Below are 17441 nucleotides of genomic sequence, written 5' to 3'. Positions count from 1 at the left end.
TTCTAAATTCTACAGCTCAGTAACAAAAAATTTAAAGCTATTAAAATTCATCCTACTTTTGATTCGAATTAAAACTGCCATGAAAACAAAACTATTATTTCTAATCTCTTTTTTCTTTTTTGCTCTGAGTTTTTCTCAGACAAAAATTACGGGAAAGGTAACTTTTAAAAATAAAGGAGTAGGTGAAATCAATGTTACTCTAAAAGACACCTACGACGGAGCTACAACAGATCAGGAAGGTAATTTTTCTTTCGAAACATCTGAAAAAGGTAATCATATCCTGACTTTCGTACATCCAAAATACAATGAAGTTCAAAAACCTATTTTAATTGAGGATAAAGAAATTTCTGTAAATACAGAACTAAAAGAGCAAATTAACGAAATAGATGCCGTGGTTGTTTCCGCAGGTTCTATCGAAGCAAGCGACAGAAAAAGAGCGACCGCCTTATTGACGCCAATCGATATTTATACCACTGCAGGAGCCGATGGACAAATTTCTTCCGCTCTAAATTATCTGCCAGGAGTGCAGAAAGTAGGCGAAACGGAAGGTTTATTCGTTCGTGGCGGAACAGGAACCGAAACTAAAATCTTTATGGATGGAAGTTTAATCAACAATTATTTTTCCAGTTCAATTCCCGGAATTGCAGGAAGAGACCGTTTTAATACATCACTTTTTAAAGGAAACATTTTTTCGAGTGGTGGATATTCTGCTTTGTACGGACAAGCGCTTTCCGGAGCTTTGATGCTTGAAAGTGTAGACCTTCCCGATCAGAGTTCTTACGATTTTGGTGTGTCGCCAATATTTTTAAACGGAGGTTTCCAAAAATTAGGTGAAAATAAAAGTCATTCTTATGGAGCGACTTTAGGATATTCCAATTTAGGTTTGATGCAGGACGTTTTTAATTTTAATACCGATTTTATTGATGCACCACGAGGGTTAAACGCAGATGCTAATTTTAGAATCAAAACAAAGTCTGGCGGATTTTTCAAATATTACGGAATGTTTGATAGCAATAAAATGAGTGTAAAAACAGAAAGTTTAGAACCGGGATACGATTTTGCTTTGGTAAGATTAAAAGGCGAAAATACCTATCATAATTTGTCTTTTAAGCAGAAATTCGGGCGGTATCTTTTTAATACAAGTGCTTCCTATTCTTATAATCAGTCCGATTTAGATTTTTCTACAGAAACCAATCAAACGGAGTCAGAAAAAACACGATTACTCAATGACGGAGATTATATCAATTTTAAAGCAATTGTAGACCGAAAAATCAATAAAATAAGTGCTTTGCGAGGTGGTTTTGAATTAAATTATGCGAATGAAAAGCTAAATTTCGGAGAAGTCAATAAAAATTACCGCGATTTGATTTCTTCAGGTTTTGTGGAAACAGATTTAGGTTTCAACAACAATTTATCGGCAAAAATCGGAGTAAGAGCTGAAAATTCTTCTTACCTGAATAAAAACAATATTGCACCGCGCTTTGCTTTGGCGTATCGCTTGGCAAAAGACTGGACCACTTCTTTCGCATACGGATTGTTCTTTCAAAACCCTGAAAGTAAATACATTAACTCATCTGCAAATTTAGGCTTTCAAAAATCGCAACATTATATTTTTCAGGTTCAAAGATCTACGGAAGGAAGAAGTTTGAGGTTTGAAGCTTTTTATAAAAAATATGACGATTTAATAAAAACACAGAATATTGTTCCGGACTCTAACCAAAATCAGCAAGTGCAAACTGCTTTCAATAACAATGGAAATGGTTTTGCAAAAGGGCTTGAAGTATTTTGGAGAGACAAAAAAACATTCGAAAATATAGACTATTGGATCAGTTATTCTTTCTTGGATTCTAAACGTGACTTTCTGAATTATCCGGTAAGTTTAAAGCCCAATTTTGCAGCAGAACACACGCTTTCAGTAGTTGCCAAAAGATTTATCCCAGAATGGAAAACCGGAGTCAATCTTTCTTATACTTATGCTAAAGGACGACCTTTTTACGACATTGTAACACAAAATGATGTGAATGTTATAAGAAATGAAGGGAGACTGAAAGACTATAACGCTCTGAATGTAAGCTTTAATTATCTTCCGAATTTAGGTAAAAAAGATTCAAAAGCATTTACTATTTTCGTTTTAAGTGTTTCAAATATTTTAGGAACTAAAAATGTTTATGGCTACAATTTCTCACAAAACGGATCTAGAAGTTCTGCAGTTGTTCCGCCGGTTAATAAGTTTGTTTTTGTAGGAATGTTTATCAGTTTCGGAGTCGATAAAACTCAGGATGCAATTAATAATAACCTTTAAATTTTTAACCGCAAAAGTAACAAAAGGTTTTAGACACATGAGTCACATTAGTTTTAGTTAAAATAATAACGTTGATAAGAACACATAAGATTGAAAATCTGAGATTTTCATTTTCTGAACTCTTTAAAAATATTTTCAGTCTTAGCTGAGTGAAATCGAAGATTCTATGAAGTCAAACGTCTTTGCGAATGGTAAATATTTTCAAACCATTAAAAAAAAATCACGGGCTTTGCGTTAAAAAGAAATTTTACTACAAACGGAATATCAGAATAAATTAATTTTAAATAAAAAAATAACATTAAAACCATTTAGAAACTATGAAAAAATACATTTTAAGTTTTGCTTTAGCTTGTATGAGTTTATTATCTTTTGCTCAGGCTAATTATGAAAAAATAATGACAGAAAAAATCGCTAAAATTGAGGCTTGCAAAACACCGGAAGATTTCCAGATTTTAGCAAACGATTTTCAGAGAATCGCTGAAAAAGAAACCACAAAATGGCTTCCAAATTATTATGCTGCTTTTTCTTACATCCAAAAAGGAAGAGTGTTGATGAGAGAAGGAAAGATGCAGGATTTGGATGCTGTTGCTGATCAAGCACAAAAATATATTGATGCGGCAGAAAGTGTTGACAAAGAAAATTCAGAGATCCATTTGCTTCAAAAAATGATTTATTCTTTGAAAATGATGGTCAATCCACAGGAAAGATACATGACTTTTGGAATGAAAGCTCAGGAAGAACTTACGAAAGCTGAAAAGTTGAACCCAAATAATCCAAGAGTAACGCTTATCAAAGCGGAAGATATTTATTTTACACCAGAACAGTACGGTGGAAGCAAAACAAAAGGCATGGAAATGTTTAAAGTCGCTTTAGAAAAATTTAATTCGTTTAAACCGAAAACAAACTTAGATCCAAATTGGGGGAAAGAAGAAGCTGAATATTTTATTAATCAGCCGACAAAATAATCTTTAATTTTTAAAATACACTGAGATATTATAGCTCTCGCAGATTTTACAGATCAAGCAGATAAAAGTTGAAAAATCTGCTTAATCTGCGAGAATATTAACTCAATATTTAAATTGTTGAAAGAGATTCTAAACTTAAAAAACTGAATCATATACTATTATTGATAACTAAAAACTACTTTTGAAACATAAATTGACCAATGAAACGTAAAGATTTTATCATTTTATTTTGGGTGTCTCTGGTAACCTCTCTGATTTTCTTTTTCCTTTCTACAGAAGAAAAAAATATCGAGAATTTTTCGCTAACCTTGCTTATTTCGGCGATGTATTCTTTTGTAATAGGAATCGGAAATGGCTTGATTAATGATTTACTCAACAAAAAATTTCCGTGGTCTGAAGCGACAACGAAAAGAGCAATTTTAAGCATTGTTTCAATTCTTATTGCCAATTTTATTTTGGTGTATTTCTGTAATTATATCAATGTTGTGGTGATTCAAAAGGCGGCTACAGCGGAAGTGTTTTTCTCCGGAAAATACAATTTCATCAATTGGTTTATGATCAATGTTGCTTTATTGATTTCGGCTTTTCTTCATGCAAAAGGCTTTATGGAAGAGCTTAAAAAATCTTCTAAAAAAGAAGTGGTAGAGCAGAAGTTGATTGCAAAATCTGCCAATGCACAATTTGAAAGTCTTAAAAATCAGCTCGATCCGCATTTTTTGTTTAATTCTTTAAATGTTTTAAGCTCGTTAATAGACGAAAATCCTAGCCAGGCTCAGAAGTTTACCGCTTCAATGTCAAAGATTTACCGATATGTTTTAGAACAAAAGGATAAAGAATTGGTTACCGTAGAAGATGAGATTGAATTTGCAAAAATCTACTGTCAATTGCTGAAAACACGCTTTGAAGACAGCGTAAATTTCGAATTTAATGTTAAAAAAGAAGACATGCGAAGGTTTGTAGTTCCTCTTTCGCTTCAATTGTTATTAGAAAATAGTATTAAACACAACTTCGCAACATCTTCAAAACCCTTATTAATTAAGGTTTTTTCTGAAAATGATACTTTGTGCATAGAAAACAATTTGCAGGTAAGAGAGCAGCTTAAAGAAAGCGCAGGGATTGGTTTGGCGAATATTGTTCAGCGATATTCTTTATTGACGAAAAAGAATGTTTTTATAGAAAAATCTGAAGATTATTTTAAAGTAAAACTTCCGATATTATCTGAAAAACGAAATCCGGCAAGCTTCGATACAAAAAGCCAAGATAAAGCTTACGAAAGAGCAAAGAAAAGAGTAAAAGAAATTAAAGGTTTTTATGGAAATCTTATTTCCTACTGCACGGTTATTCCTTTCCTTATTTTTGTAAACATTTATACTCAAAATCATTATTATTGGTTTTGGTGGCCGCTTTTAGGATGGGGTGTGGGTGTGGCTTCTCATGCTTTTCAGGTATTTGGAATCGGGACATCTTGGCAGGAAAAAAAGATCCAGGAAATTATGGATAAACAGAAAAAATAGAAACAATGGAAAAATTTGACGAAAATGATATCAATTATCAACAGGCAAAAAGACAGGTAGAAAGATTGAGGGGTTTCTACGGACATTTATTTTCTTATGTAGCTGTAAACCTTTTGATTGTTTATTATAATTACATTAATTTAAAACCAAATGAGAGTTATTTTCAGTTTAAAAATTTCATTACAGCTGCATTTTGGGGTGTAGGTCTTTTGGCTCATGCATTATTTGTTTTTCTGCCCAGATTTAACTTTGCCAAAAAATGGGAAGAAAAGAAAATCAAAGAGTTAATGGATAAAAATAAATAGAAAGCCAGCATTGAAAAATGCTGGCTTTTTTAGTCATTAAATTACTTTTTTACGGTCATTTTGAATACTTGGAGTTTTTCTCCTTTTTGATTATTCACTTGTACTAAATAATTTCCTGAGGTTAAAAGACTTTGTAAATCAAATTGGTGTTCTTTTTTACGGTCCAAATTCGTTTTAACGATAAGCTTTCCAGACATATCATAAATTGCGATGGAGCATGATTCATTGTGTAAGATACTTCCGGAAATACTAAATTTTCCGTTATTTGGATTGTTGTACAAAATCAAGTCTTTTTTAGTATTCGATTCTTCAAGAGATAGCTCGTTTTTATTATTTAATCTTGCAATATAGCCTGTGTTTTCTGTTGTTGTACTTGGGTTTCTATAGGGCATAAAAGCTCCTTCTGTTGTATAGCCAACGTTAGAATTGGTATTTCCGAAAAGAAACAAAGAATTATTATCATATTTTACATTGATAGATTTCAGATAAGGAGTATTTGTTGAACTTCCCCCATAGTAAGAACACCAATCTAAATTTCCTGAAGAATTAAATTTAGCAAAGAAATTATTGGTCATATTACTGGCTAAACTTTGAGGCGCGCTTTGATAAGATCCCGGAGTAGCAATATTATCTGTTGATCCCATTGTAATTCCTGAGATGAATATTTCATGTCCGTTGAGATCAATTACTTTATCGAAAATATTTAAATCATCACCATTTCCTCCAAAATAAGTACTCCAAACTCTATTTCCATTATGCGAAAATTTAGAAAGAAATAAATCTGAACCACCTGTTACCTGTGTTTTATAAGCATTCTGTGTTGCAAAAAAATGGGAGTTGTTCCAATTATAATCGGTACCTGCAATATAGATTCCCGTTTCATTTACAGACAAATCATATAAAAAACTAAGAGATGTTCCTATTGAAGGACCATAATACGTTCCCCATACTCTTTGTCCGTTGTGAGCGTTTATTTTTGTGATAGAAAAAGTTGAAGTATTTGTTTGAAATGCTCCTGTAGTAGCTATTGTATTGAGTGATTGATTGGTATTGGTTGTTGTTATCATGTACAGTGCACCGTCATAATACTTCATAGAAATGATTCCGGTAGGAAAATAGGTTGACCAGATGAGCTCTCCATTTGAATTTAGTTTAGTTAAATAATAATTTCTCTGAATATTTCCTTGAGAATAAATTACATCAAAATCTTCCTGAAAAACACCCGGTGTGCTTATATTTTGCTGAATGGTTGATCCTGTAATGTAAATATTTCCGGCAGAATCTGTTATCACATTAGCATAGAAAGTATCATCAGGTAAATATGTTGCCCAGAGTATCGATCCGTTGGGTGATTTTTTCACGAGCATTTGCTTCAAAGACGTTTGAGGATTTGACTGTAACCATGTACCTGTTGTTGGATTGATAGTAGATGTTGAAGCTCCCAAATATCTGTAAACTTTGTTGTCTTGATTGTCAATTGCCATTAATAATTCGAGGTCCTGATTAAATGCAGTGGCATGGTAAGCATGATAACCAAAATAATCAACCGCTCCTGTAGGTGTAATTCGGGTACTAAAACCATTATTTATTTGGTTTGTTGAGGTATAATAATTTCCACCTCCGGCAATAACAAATTGATTATAGTAAGAAGCAGTATATTGACTATTAGAGAAAACATCCCCTTTTAAGTGCATATTTTTTTGAGAATCGAGAATAATTCCCTGAGGAGCATAATCCCCTGTAATATCACTACCTGCAGGACCAAAATACGTTCCCCAAATTCTTTCGTATTCCTGTGCTGAAACTGAATTTAATGAAATTGTAAATAATAAAATACTGGTTATTTTTAGTAATGTTTGTTTCATATATATTCTCGTTTGATGGTGGTGTAAATATATAAAAATCTTCTAAATGTGATTTAATAATTTTTGTTTATTAATCTGTTCATATTTCATTTTTACAGTTCAGTTATTAAATTCTACAGCTCGGTCATATTAAATTGATTTGATGCAGTAATCTGTTCTACATTTGTCTCAAGAAAACAAATAAATATTAATTTAAAAAATAAAAAATCATGGAAAATTTATCATTAAACAAAGAAAATTTAGCGTACAGAAAAGCAGCAAAAAGAGTAAAAGATCTAAAAGGTTTCTATGGTAATCTTACTTCTTATTGTATGGTTATTCCTTTTTTATTGATTGTAAATCTTTTAACATCACCTGAATATTTATGGTTTTACTGGCCAATGTTGGGATGGGGTTTGGGGCTTACCATCCATGCAGTAAACACTTTTGGAATCGGTAAAAATTGGGAAGAGAAAAAAATACAAGAATTGATGGAGGAGGATAGAAAAAACTTGAAATCATTGTGATTAACCCTTTGAAAATTAATAAAATGGACTATAATAGCGCACAAAAAAGAGTGAAAGATTTAAAATCATTTTATAAAAACTGTATGTGGTTTTTTATCGTTTCCGGATTTATTACTATCAGACATTTTATAAAATATTCGGGAACAGATCATGTTTTTCATGTATCAATTATTCTGATTATTTGGGCAATCATTTTAGGCATAAAAGCGGTTAATCTTTTTGCTTTTGATGCTGAATGGGAAAATAAAATTATGGAAGAAGAACTTAGAAAAAATAAAAAACCAGTAGATTTTTAACATCCCTTTTGTGATAAAGGAAAGATTTAATTATTTTTATTTAAAATTAAACTAAAACCAAAAAATGATTAAAACAGTCATCATCGAAGACGAAAAACCGGCAGCAAGAAAACTGGAAAGAATGTTGAGTCTTTTTCCTGATTTGCAATTGGTTGCCAACCTTGAATCTGTAGAAGAAGCGGTGAATTGGTTTGCAGAAAATGAGCATCCGCAACTTATTTTTTCAGACATTGTCTTGGGAGATGGTCTATCGTTTGATATTTTTGAGAAAGTTTCTACTAAAGCTTTTATTATTTATACCACGGCGTTTGATCAGTACACATTGAAGGCTTTTAAACTCAACAGTATTGATTATCTTTTAAAACCTATTATGGAAGAAGATCTTGCCGGAGCAATCGAAAAATTCAAATCATTTTTACCTTCAGATCTGTTGGTGAATTCACAAGAAATTAAGCAATTAATAAAAAAGGAAAAAACAATACTTTCGAGAATTTTGGTAAAGATTGGTTATAATCTAAAAATTGTACAAACACCAGAAATAAGCTGCTTTTTCAGTGAAAATAAAATTGTTTATCTGCAGACTCAGGATCGGGTTTATTCTTCAGAATTTACTTTAGATGAATTGACTGATGTGCTTGATGATAAGAAGTTTTTCCGTGTCAACAGGCAGTTTATTGTGAATTCAGATTACATTAAAAATATTCATACGTCACCCAATTATAAAGTGGAGCTCAATTTTCAGCCAAAAGAAGAAATTACGGTGAGTCGTGAAAGGGTAAAAGATTTTAAAGAATGGCTGGTTAATTAATGAGGAGAATTAAAAATAATAGAGGTTTGAATCTCTTCAAACCTCTATATTTATCATTATTTCTGAATTTCCTTTTCTGGTTTATAACCGTATTTTTCAACCATAATATAAGTTAAAACTACCAAGATAATACTTAATGTTAATCTTGAATTTTCGGGATGTACAATTTCCTGATAAAGGTTGTAGCCTAAAGTTGCAGATACTACTGCGATTAAAATTTGATTAACGTAAGCATACTGATTTTTTAAAGTCGTTTTCATAATGTATATTTTTAATTGTTTTATACTGAGTAAGTAGTATAATCTGAAATATGTTACAAAAAACTTTTCCAAAGTTTGATTTTGACAAATAATGTCCTTTTTTATAAGGCACTCGTTTTATTCAAGCTTCATCAGCGACCTGTCGCCACTTTTTGCTCTTTAAAATAATAAGCTTAAAAATTAAAATCTTTGCGTTAAAAATAATATCTTAAAATTCAGGACTAAATTACGAAATCACGCCGCTTCCTAAAAGTTCTTCATCGATATACCAAGCTGCAAACTGTCCTTCTGCAATCGCAGATTGAGGCTTCTCAAATTCTACAAAAAAACTATTTTCAAACTGATAAATCGTTGCTTTCTGAAGCTCTTGTCTGTAACGGAATCTCGCCATTACTTCCATCGATTCACCATTTTTTAATCTTAGATCTTCACGTACCCAATGCAGTTCAGAATTATCAATTTTCAGCGCTTTTTTATGCAATCCTGGGAAGCTGTGACCTTCACCAACGAAAATAATATTGTTTTCCATGTCTCTCGATACGATAAAACAACTTTCTTTATGTCCGCCGATTCCTAGCCCTTTACTTTGTCCGATTGTGAAAAATTGGGCACCTTGATGCTTTCCAATCACTTTTCCGTCGGCTTTTTTATAATTGATTTTCTGGCTTAAAAATTCTAATTCTTCTTCTTTAGTTGAAAAACTTGGAGTTTCTGCTGCGAAAAGGGGAGAGTCTTTGAAAATTTCTACAATTTCACCTTCTTTAGGAACCAATTGTTGTTGTAAAAACTGTGGAAGGCTTACTTTTCCGATAAAACAAAGTCCCTGAGAATCTTTTTTATCAGCGGTTACCAATTCCATTTCTCGAGCAATTTCTCTTACTTCAGGCTTCGTCAGTTCACCAATAGGAAACAAGGCTTTAGATAATTGTTCCTGATTCAGCTGACAAAGAAAATACGACTGATCTTTATTATTGTCTTTTCCTGCTAACAAATGAAAGATTTCTTTTCCGTTTTCGTCAAAAGTAGAATCTACTCTTGCGTAATGTCCTGTAGCCACTTTATCGGCACCTAAAGACATTGCCGTCTTCATAAAAACATCAAATTTTACCTCTCTGTTGCACAAAACATCAGGATTTGGAGTTCTTCCTTTCTGATATTCTTCAAACATATAATCAACGATACGTTCTTTATAAAGCTCGCTCATATCGATTACCTGAAAAGGAATTCCCAGTTTTTGAGCAACCATTAAAGCATCATTACTATCCTCAATCCACGGACATTCATCTTCTAAAGTTACCGATGCGTCGTTCCAGTTTCTCATAAAAAGAGCGACTACTTCATGACCTTGCTGTTGTAGCAAATATGCGGTAACACTCGAATCTACACCTCCAGAGAGGCCTACTACTACTTTCATATATTTCAATTTTACGAAACTCTTAACGGGAGTTCTTAGTTGAGCGGCAAAATTACAATAATACTATTCACAAAAAAAATGATAATTTTATACATCGATAAAAACGATAGTATCACCAAAATGATATTTGATAAATTTCACAAAAAAAAATATTTAATATGAAAAAGCTATTTATTTCTTCAATGATTCTTATTTCCGGATTATCATTTTCTCAAATTGCAGTAGGAAAACCAACCGCTGAACCCAATAAATGGACTTTCGGAGGCGGTTTAGGCGTAGGTTTTGGAAGCAATTCTTACTTTAATCTACAAGTTGCTCCAAGAGTCGGGTATCGCTTAACAAACGATTTAGAAGCCGGTTTGGTAGGAAGTGTATCATGGCAAACGTCAGATTTTTATAAGTCTACGATGTTTGGTTTTGGCCCTTTTGTAAATTATTATTTTGCAAGGTCTTTCTATGTAAGTGGAAGCATGCAGCATTTTTTCATCAATTATGAAGATAAATATTACGATTACAAAAATAATCAGCAGGAAACTGCCTTGTATTTAGGTGGTGGTTATATGCAGCAAATCGGGAATAATTCTTTCATGCAAATTGGTTTGATGTACAATGTCTTGTATAAAGAAAACAGCAGTGTTTTTTCTGGCGGATTAATTCCTAGTGTAGGTTTTGTGGTGGGACTTTAATAGATTTAAATAAAAAAAGCATCAGATTTTTCTGATGCTTTTGCTTTACTATTTAATTATTAATTTGAAGCTTTTTACTAAAGTTTTATCTGACTTTTTTATTGATAGAATGTAATTTCCTTTAGAAAGTTGATTTTCAAGGTTAAAATGCTCTTCTTTGCTTTTTTGAAAAGTTCTAGTATAAATTAACCTTCCAGACATATCGTGAATACTGATAATATGTGGTTCTTTATTTAATACAGAGCCTTTTAAACTGAAATTTCCGTTATTTGGATTGTTATAGAGGACAAAATCTTCAGACGAATTTACTTCAGAGGTAGAGAGAAGTTTTGGATTGAACTTGGCAACATATCCGGAACGCCCCATTGTAACTCCCTGTGGATATATAATTCCCTGCTGATAACCATTTGGTGATGTAAAACCGTTGTTTCGATATGTTGATCCATACAGGTAAAATCCGTTGGATGATTTTGAAAAGCTACACCTCACATCAGCACCTTCCAAAGGATTAGTTGTAGTACCTCCGTAATAAGAAATAAAATCTGGATTTCCAGTATTGGTATCTAGAGTGCCAAAAAATAAATCCTCGCTATTGGGATTAGGTTTTGTGCTGATAAAAGCTCCAGCGGTTGCAATATTATAATTTCCCTGATGTAATCCTGTAAAAAGCAATTTGCCGTTTTTTACATCAAGTCCTCTGTCTCCGGAGTAAGAATCGTAACCATTAGTTCCTATGTAGGTGCTCCAAACTCTGTTTCCTGTAAGATTAAATTTTGTAATAAACATATCAAAGCCATCGGCTGTCTGAGATTTATAGGCTCCTTCTGTAGCATAATAACTATCACCCATTATACCAAAAGTCATTCCTGTTACGTATACCCCAGTTTCGTCGGCTTTTATATCAGAAAGACCTGCATCAATCATATTTCCTGGTGTACCATAATAAGTTCCCCAAATTCTTTGTCCGGTCATTCCGTCAATTTTTGAAATAAACTGTCCTGCTTTTGCAATTTGAAAAGTGTTGGGAGTGGATAATGTTGCTTCTGTTGTATTTAAATCATTGTTTCCAATAATATAAAGATTATTCTCGTAAACTGTTATCCCGGTTATTGAACTGGAAGGCGTGTATGTTGCCCATAATTTTTGACCCTGAGGATTTAATTTTAGAATATAGGTATTGGATAAAAGTATCCCAGAGGCATCATAAACAGTTTTAAAATCCGGTTGAAAAGTGCCAAAATCTGCCAAGGTCTGCCATTTAGTATAACCTACGATATAAATATTTCCGTTGCTGTCTACTTCAAAATTGTGAAAATCTCCGGTGCCGGGAATGTAGGTTTTCCATAAAAGATTATTATTGGCGTCGTATTTAGCAAAAATTACATCAGTTGACTCGTTATTGTTGGGTAGCCATACTCCCGATGGAAGTGCTGTATAAGCAGTAATGTTATGTTCAATATCATATCTGTTTCCAAGATTATCTCTAAAATAGGTGGCTTGCCTTGATGTGGGCAAATAATATATTTTATATTCTGCTTGTAAAAGGTTTCCTGGAGATGAAAATTTCCCATATAAATTATTAGGATTGTTGCCTATATATGTTTGATTTCCAGAAGTTACAAACTGATTATAATATGAAACAGGAGTACTTCCTCCGGTAGGATTTAGATAAGTAGTGATGACATCTGCGGAGATATTAGATGAGTTGTCTTCATAAATTCCTGTAAGATAGGTGTTAGTCCCTCCGAAATATGTAGCCCATTCTCTTTCGTAATTAAAACTCTGTGCAAAAAGACTTGAGGAGAATAAGATAAATAGTAGATTTTTTGGTCTCATCTTCAACTTTATATTTTTATGATTATTAAAGGTTTATACAAATATACAAACAGTTGTGAATTATCATAATGAATTGTTATAAAAACAAAAAGCACCGGGAAATTCCCAATGCTTTCATTTATAATAAGTTAATTATTTTAAGATTGTGACTTCTCAGCCGGTTTTTTGGGCTTTGAAGTTTTTCCTTCTAAGGCATCTTTAGCTTCATTTACATCTAAAGTTACTGTTTCACCTTCAGTTAATTGTTTGTTAACCAGCATTTCTGCCAATAAATCTTCAATATACTTCTGGATAGCTCTCTTCAATGGTCTTGCGCCAAAGTCTTTGTCCCAACCTTTCTCAGAGATGAAATCTTTGGCCTCGGTAGTTAAATCTACTTTATAACCTAGTTTTTCAAGTCTAGAATACAATTTACCCAATTCGATGTCGATAATTTTAGAAATATCAGCTCTCTGAAGAGAGTTGAAGATGACAATATCATCAATTCTGTTTAAGAATTCCGGAGCAAATGCTTTTTTAAGTGCATTTTCAATCGTACTTCTCGTTCTTGAGTCTGAACTGGTTTTCTTAGCATTCGTTCCAAAACCTACACCGTCACCAAAGTCTTTAATATCTCTTGTTCCGATGTTTGAGGTAAGAATGATGATTGTATTTCTAAAGTCGATTTTTCTCCCTAAACTGTCCGTTACATGACCTTCATCTAAGATTTGCAACAAGATATTAAATACATCAGGATGCGCTTTTTCAATCTCATCTAAAAGAACAACTGCATAAGGCTTTCTTCTTACTGCTTCAGTTAATTGACCACCTTCTTCGTAACCAACGTATCCTGGAGGCGCACCAACCAATCTTGAGACAGCAAATTTCTCCATATATTCACTCATATCAATTCTGATCAATGCTTCGTCAGAATCAAAGAGTTCTCTTGCCATTACTTTTGCAAGTTCCGTTTTACCAACACCTGTTGTTCCTAAGAAAATAAATGTTCCAATAGGTCTGTTTGGATCTTTTAATCCGGCTCTGTTTCTTTGGATCGCTTTTACTACTTTTTTCACAGCGTCTTCCTGACCGATAACTTTTCCGTTTAGATTGGCATCCATTCCGGCTAATTTATCAAGCTCGTTTTTCCCAACTTTCGTTACAGGAACACCGCTCATCATAGAAACTACTTCGGCAACACTTTCTTCAGATACGATTTCTTTTTTCTCTTTTACATCTTTATCCCATTGGTCCTGAGCAGAATTAAGCTCCATTTGCAAACGCTCTTCTTCATCTTTCAGCTTTCTTGCTTCCAGATAATCCTGAGCTTTTACAGCTTTTTGTTTTAATTCTTTGATGTCTTCAATTTTCTTTTCAAAATCGATGATGGCAGTAGGAACTTTCATGTTTTTGATGTAAACACGAGATCCTGCTTCATCCATTGCATCAATCGCTTTATCTGGTAAGAAACGATCTGTAATATATCTTGCTGTCAGATTGACACACGCCAAAATAGCTTCTTCAGTGTAGACAACATTATGGTGCTCTTCATATTTATCTTTGATTTGATTCAAAATCTGAATCGTTTCATCAATAGAAGTAGGCTCCACCATTACTTTTTGGAATCTTCTTTCTAAAGCGCCATCTTTTTCAATATACTGACGGTATTCATCAAGAGTTGTCGCACCAATACATTGAATTTCACCTCTTGCTAAAGCCGGTTTAAACATATTCGAAGCATCTAAACTTCCTGTAGAGCTTCCTGCACCAACAATGGTGTGTAGCTCGTCAATGAATAAAATGACATCACGGTTTTTTTCAAGTTCCGTCATGATGGCTTTCATTCTCTCTTCAAATTGACCACGGTATTTTGTTCCGGCAACTAAACTTGCCAAATCTAAAGTGATCACTCTTTTACCAAAAAGAACTCTAGAAACTTTCTTCTGTTGAATTCTTAAAGCCAAACCTTCAGCGATGGCAGATTTACCAACACCAGGCTCACCAATCAACAACGGATTGTTTTTCTTTCTTCTTGATAAAATCTGAGAAACTCTTTCAATCTCTTTCTCACGACCGATTACAGGGTCTAGCTTTCCGTCTCTTGCCAAAGAAGTAAGGTCTCTACCAAAATTATCTAAGGTTGGAGTTTTACTTTTCGAAGAACCCAAGTTTCCTGTAGGTTTTCTCATCTGCTCAAATTCTTCTTTATCGTCATCATCATCGTAAGCTGAATTCTGAGGCGTCTGTCCCGAATTTTTAAGCATTGTTTGATATTCTCTTGAAACTCCTTCATAGTCAATGTCGTAAGCTCCCAAAATACTTGACGTAGGATCCTCATATTTATATAAAATGCCCAAAAGCAAGTGAACGGTATTGATCTCGTTGCTTTTATATTGTCTGCATTCTAACTCTGCACGCTTAATGGAATGATCTGCCATTTTGGTGAATGAAATATTGGTAACTTCCTCAGAAATAGGATTTAGACTTGCTGTATTTAGAGTTTCAATTTTTCTTCTAATCTGTGTTAAATCGGCATTAAGCCCTTGAAGGATTTCTTTTGCAGAGTTTTCTGTTTTTATAATACCTAAAAGTAGATGTTCTGTATTAAGAAATTCACTTTTCAGCCGCTTAGCTTCATTTTTGCTTTGCTTGAACACTTGGCTCAAACCTTGTGAAAACTTATAATCCATAATGTATCTCATTAGAATAAAAGCAGAATTGCTTTATATTCAATAACTAAATTACAAATATTTTACCAAAAAACAATTAATGACTTTATGGCAGAAAAATATTTTTTATCTTATTGAAAATGACTAAGTTTGTTATCATTAAATTTTCCTCATGAGTACTGAGATTGCTACATACATTGGTTACGCCGCTTCAATTTTTATCGTTTTGAGTTTTATTCTTAAAGATTTAAGAAAAATTAGGATTGTTAATTTTATTGGCTGCTTCTGTTTTGTTATCTACGGAATTTTCAGCGGAATGCTCTGGCCGGTTATTATTCCCAACGGAATTATTTGTTTTGTGCAGGTGTATCATTTACTGATTGCAAAAAAGAAATAATGACTCGAAAAAAAATATTAATTTCTGCATTCAGTAACCTTTATACCGACCAAAGAATTGAAAAAGTTTGTAAAACACTTCATGAAAATGGCTATGAAATTGAATTGATAGGTAACGACTGGGGTGGGAAAGAGGCAATGATACGTCCTTATCCTTTTTCGAGAATAAATATTCTTTCTAAAACTTTAAAGACTGCTTATTTTGAGTTTAATTGGCTGCTTTATTGGCAACTCTATGAAAAAGCAAATCAGCATACGATTCTTCTTGCCAATGATTTGGATGCTTTATTACCCAATTATCTTTTAGCTAAAAAATTAAATATTCCTTTAGTATTCGACAGTCATGAAATTTTCTCTGAAATGCCCGCTGTTCAAGGAAAAATGTCTCAGAAATTATGGCGTTATCTTCAGAATAAAATTGTTCCGAATTTAAAATTCATGATTACGGCAAGTAAAAGTTATGCAAGTTGGTTTCAGAATAAATATGGAATTGAGCCTGTTGTGGTACAGAATGCGCCAAGAAAAATTGATTTTTCAATAGAAATTCCAGAAAATAATCCAAAAATACTTTTGTATCAAGGTGCGCTTAACCCTTTTCGGGGAATTGATAAGGCTATTTTGGCGATGCATCATCTCGAAAATGTTATTTTTAAAATTGCAGGCGACGGCCCCATGAAAAAAGAATATGAAGATTTAGTTATCAAAGAAAATCTTCAGAATAAAGTTCAGTTTTTAGGAAAATTATTGCCCGAAGATTTAAGAAAAATTACGGTTACGGCAGATATTGGGATGAGTATTGAAGAAAATGGGGGCGAAAGTTACCTTTATTCACTTCCAAATAAGGTTTTAGATTGTATTCAGGCGCGAGTTCCTTTGATTATGTCAGGTCTTCCGGAAATGTTGAATATTAAAAAACAGTTTGATGTAGGTGAGATTATTGAAAATCATCAACCCAAAAGTATAGCCTTGGCAATTCAAAAAGTTTTAGATAAAGGCAGAAAAAATTATCAAAATGAGCTTGAAAAATCGGCAAATATTCTTTGCTGGGAAAATGAAGAAGTAAAATTGCTTGAGGTTTTTGAAAAAGCATCTCAAAAATTTCTTTGATTAAGCTAAAAAAAATCGGTTTAGTTTGGCGTTTAAAATCATTACAAATAAATCTTCATGCTTAATCATCTTTTTAAAATTGGTTATCTTTGCGGAAATTAATTGTTTAGAATGACTATTAAAGAAAAACAGCAGGAAATAATCGACGAATTTGCTTTTCTTGAAGATTGGGAGCAGAAATATGAGTATATCATAGATTTGGGTAAAGAGCTGAAAGGACTTTCAGAAGATAAAAAAATCGATGAAAATTTGATTAAAGGTTGTCAAAGTAAGGTGTGGATTGATGCTGAATTTAAAGATGGAAAATTATTTTTCAATGCAGATTCAGACGGAATTCTTCCAAAAGGAATCGTTTCTTTACTGGTAAGCATCTACAGCGGTCATTCTACCCAAGAAATCCTGGATTCTGATTTTGAATTTATTTCTGAAATCGGGCTACAAGAGTTTTTGTCGCCTTCCAGAGCTAATGGATTGATGGCGATGACAAAGCAAATTAAATTTTATGCAGTCGCATATCAACTGAAATCTTAGTT

The 17441-nt window shown here is 33.0% G+C and carries 16 protein-coding genes; 11 read left to right on the top strand and 5 right to left on the bottom strand.

Going from position 1 to position 17441, the window contains the following annotated elements; all coding sequences use genetic code 11:
- Positions 1-79: 79 nt before the first annotated feature.
- From LO744_RS00990 to LO744_RS00975, 4 genes are all read left to right on the top strand, one after another.
- Positions 80-2302, top strand: coding sequence for a TonB-dependent receptor (locus LO744_RS00990; protein WP_230666497.1), 2223 nt, complete (start codon positions 80-82; stop codon positions 2300-2302).
- A gap of 317 nt (positions 2303-2619) precedes the next feature.
- On the top strand, positions 2620-3267 hold the full coding sequence (locus LO744_RS00985; RefSeq protein WP_230666496.1) for a hypothetical protein: 648 nt from the start codon (positions 2620-2622) through the stop codon (positions 3265-3267).
- A 200-nt stretch (positions 3268-3467) separates the two neighbouring features.
- Positions 3468-4781: a 2TM domain-containing protein gene (locus LO744_RS00980; protein ID WP_230666494.1), complete on the top strand. Its 1314-nt coding sequence runs from the start codon at positions 3468-3470 to the stop codon at positions 4779-4781.
- Between the two features lie 5 nt (positions 4782-4786).
- The gene (locus LO744_RS00975; protein ID WP_230666492.1) at positions 4787-5086 is read left to right on the top strand and encodes a 2TM domain-containing protein; all 300 of its coding nucleotides are present in this window, start codon (positions 4787-4789) and stop codon (positions 5084-5086) included.
- A gap of 41 nt (positions 5087-5127) precedes the next feature.
- Here the strand turns inward: LO744_RS00975 and LO744_RS00970 are convergent, their stop codons facing one another.
- The gene (locus LO744_RS00970; protein WP_230666490.1) at positions 5128-6951 is read right to left on the bottom strand and encodes a T9SS type A sorting domain-containing protein; all 1824 of its coding nucleotides are present in this window, start codon (positions 6949-6951) and stop codon (positions 5128-5130) included.
- A gap of 209 nt (positions 6952-7160) precedes the next feature.
- Between LO744_RS00970 and LO744_RS00965 the strand changes: the two genes are divergently transcribed.
- From LO744_RS00965 to LO744_RS00955, 3 genes are all read left to right on the top strand, one after another.
- Positions 7161-7457: a 2TM domain-containing protein gene (locus tag LO744_RS00965; RefSeq protein ID WP_230666488.1), complete on the top strand. Its 297-nt coding sequence runs from the start codon at positions 7161-7163 to the stop codon at positions 7455-7457.
- A 23-nt stretch (positions 7458-7480) separates the two neighbouring features.
- Entirely contained in the window at positions 7481-7753 is a 273-nt protein-coding gene (locus tag LO744_RS00960; RefSeq protein WP_230666486.1) for a 2TM domain-containing protein, read from the top strand.
- A 64-nt stretch (positions 7754-7817) separates the two neighbouring features.
- Entirely contained in the window at positions 7818-8561 is a 744-nt protein-coding gene (locus LO744_RS00955; RefSeq protein WP_230666484.1) for a LytR/AlgR family response regulator transcription factor, read from the top strand.
- 56 nt (positions 8562-8617) lie between these two features.
- Here LO744_RS00955 and LO744_RS00950 read toward each other — a convergent pair whose 3' ends face one another.
- Together LO744_RS00950 and mnmA are read right to left on the bottom strand one after the other, a co-directional pair.
- The gene (locus LO744_RS00950; protein ID WP_079463457.1) at positions 8618-8821 is read right to left on the bottom strand and encodes a hypothetical protein; all 204 of its coding nucleotides are present in this window, start codon (positions 8819-8821) and stop codon (positions 8618-8620) included.
- 226 nt (positions 8822-9047) lie between these two features.
- The gene (gene mnmA / locus LO744_RS00945; RefSeq protein ID WP_230666482.1) at positions 9048-10235 is read right to left on the bottom strand and encodes a tRNA 2-thiouridine(34) synthase MnmA; all 1188 of its coding nucleotides are present in this window, start codon (positions 10233-10235) and stop codon (positions 9048-9050) included.
- A gap of 158 nt (positions 10236-10393) precedes the next feature.
- Between mnmA and LO744_RS00940 the strand changes: the two genes are divergently transcribed.
- Positions 10394-10921 (top strand): hypothetical protein, encoded by a 528-nt coding sequence (locus tag LO744_RS00940; RefSeq protein ID WP_230666480.1) that lies wholly within the window; start codon positions 10394-10396, stop codon positions 10919-10921.
- 48 nt (positions 10922-10969) lie between these two features.
- Here LO744_RS00940 and LO744_RS00935 read toward each other — a convergent pair whose 3' ends face one another.
- Together LO744_RS00935 and LO744_RS00930 are read right to left on the bottom strand one after the other, a co-directional pair.
- Complete coding sequence (locus tag LO744_RS00935) at positions 10970-12757, bottom strand: T9SS type A sorting domain-containing protein (protein WP_230666478.1); 1788 nt, start codon at positions 12755-12757, stop codon at positions 10970-10972.
- Between the two features lie 137 nt (positions 12758-12894).
- Positions 12895-15426: an ATP-dependent Clp protease ATP-binding subunit gene (locus tag LO744_RS00930; protein ID WP_230670442.1), complete on the bottom strand. Its 2532-nt coding sequence runs from the start codon at positions 15424-15426 to the stop codon at positions 12895-12897.
- A gap of 151 nt (positions 15427-15577) precedes the next feature.
- Between LO744_RS00930 and LO744_RS00925 the strand changes: the two genes are divergently transcribed.
- The 3 genes from LO744_RS00925 to LO744_RS00915 all read left to right on the top strand — a co-directional run bounded on the left by LO744_RS00925 (position 15578) and on the right by LO744_RS00915 (position 17439).
- A complete protein-coding gene (locus LO744_RS00925) occupies positions 15578-15802 on the top strand; it encodes a uroporphyrinogen decarboxylase (RefSeq protein ID WP_230666476.1) in 225 nt (74 codons plus the stop codon).
- Positions 15802-16908: a glycosyltransferase gene (locus LO744_RS00920; RefSeq protein ID WP_230666474.1), complete on the top strand. Its 1107-nt coding sequence runs from the start codon at positions 15802-15804 to the stop codon at positions 16906-16908. Before LO744_RS00925 ends, LO744_RS00920 begins: the two co-directional genes overlap by 1 nt.
- Positions 16909-17019: 111 nt before the next feature.
- Entirely contained in the window at positions 17020-17439 is a 420-nt protein-coding gene (locus tag LO744_RS00915) for a SufE family protein (RefSeq protein WP_230666472.1), read from the top strand.
- The last annotated feature ends 2 nt before the right edge of the window (positions 17440-17441 follow it).

This window comes from Chryseobacterium turcicum (assembly GCF_021010565.1).
GTDB lineage: Bacteria > Bacteroidota > Bacteroidia > Flavobacteriales > Weeksellaceae > Chryseobacterium > Chryseobacterium turcicum.
Note: the sequence above shows the minus strand (reverse complement) of the source record. Positions and strands in the feature narration are given on the sequence as shown.

Excerpts from the sequence above, each read along its gene's own strand:
- LO744_RS00965 (WP_230666488.1), top strand. The coding sequence starts at position 7,161 with ATGGAAAATTTATCATTAAACAAAGAAAATTTAGCGTACAGAAAAGCA.
- LO744_RS00935 (WP_230666478.1), bottom strand. The coding sequence starts at position 12,757 with ATGAGACCAAAAAATCTACTATTTATCTTATTCTCCTCAAGTCTTTTT.
- LO744_RS00940 (WP_230666480.1), top strand. The coding sequence starts at position 10,394 with ATGAAAAAGCTATTTATTTCTTCAATGATTCTTATTTCCGGATTATCA.
- LO744_RS00990 (WP_230666497.1), top strand. The coding sequence starts at position 80 with ATGAAAACAAAACTATTATTTCTAATCTCTTTTTTCTTTTTTGCTCTG.
- LO744_RS00960 (WP_230666486.1), top strand. The coding sequence starts at position 7,481 with ATGGACTATAATAGCGCACAAAAAAGAGTGAAAGATTTAAAATCATTT.
- LO744_RS00980 (WP_230666494.1), top strand. The coding sequence starts at position 3,468 with ATGAAACGTAAAGATTTTATCATTTTATTTTGGGTGTCTCTGGTAACC.
- LO744_RS00915 (WP_230666472.1), top strand. The coding sequence starts at position 17,020 with ATGACTATTAAAGAAAAACAGCAGGAAATAATCGACGAATTTGCTTTT.
- LO744_RS00920 (WP_230666474.1), top strand. The coding sequence starts at position 15,802 with ATGACTCGAAAAAAAATATTAATTTCTGCATTCAGTAACCTTTATACC.
- LO744_RS00930 (WP_230670442.1), bottom strand. The coding sequence starts at position 15,426 with ATGGATTATAAGTTTTCACAAGGTTTGAGCCAAGTGTTCAAGCAAAGC.
- LO744_RS00970 (WP_230666490.1), bottom strand. The coding sequence starts at position 6,951 with ATGAAACAAACATTACTAAAAATAACCAGTATTTTATTATTTACAATT.
- LO744_RS00950 (WP_079463457.1), bottom strand. The coding sequence starts at position 8,821 with ATGAAAACGACTTTAAAAAATCAGTATGCTTACGTTAATCAAATTTTA.
- LO744_RS00925 (WP_230666476.1), top strand. The coding sequence starts at position 15,578 with ATGAGTACTGAGATTGCTACATACATTGGTTACGCCGCTTCAATTTTT.
- LO744_RS00975 (WP_230666492.1), top strand. The coding sequence starts at position 4,787 with ATGGAAAAATTTGACGAAAATGATATCAATTATCAACAGGCAAAAAGA.
- LO744_RS00955 (WP_230666484.1), top strand. The coding sequence starts at position 7,818 with ATGATTAAAACAGTCATCATCGAAGACGAAAAACCGGCAGCAAGAAAA.
- LO744_RS00985 (WP_230666496.1), top strand. The coding sequence starts at position 2,620 with ATGAAAAAATACATTTTAAGTTTTGCTTTAGCTTGTATGAGTTTATTA.
- mnmA (WP_230666482.1), bottom strand. The coding sequence starts at position 10,235 with ATGAAAGTAGTAGTAGGCCTCTCTGGAGGTGTAGATTCGAGTGTTACC.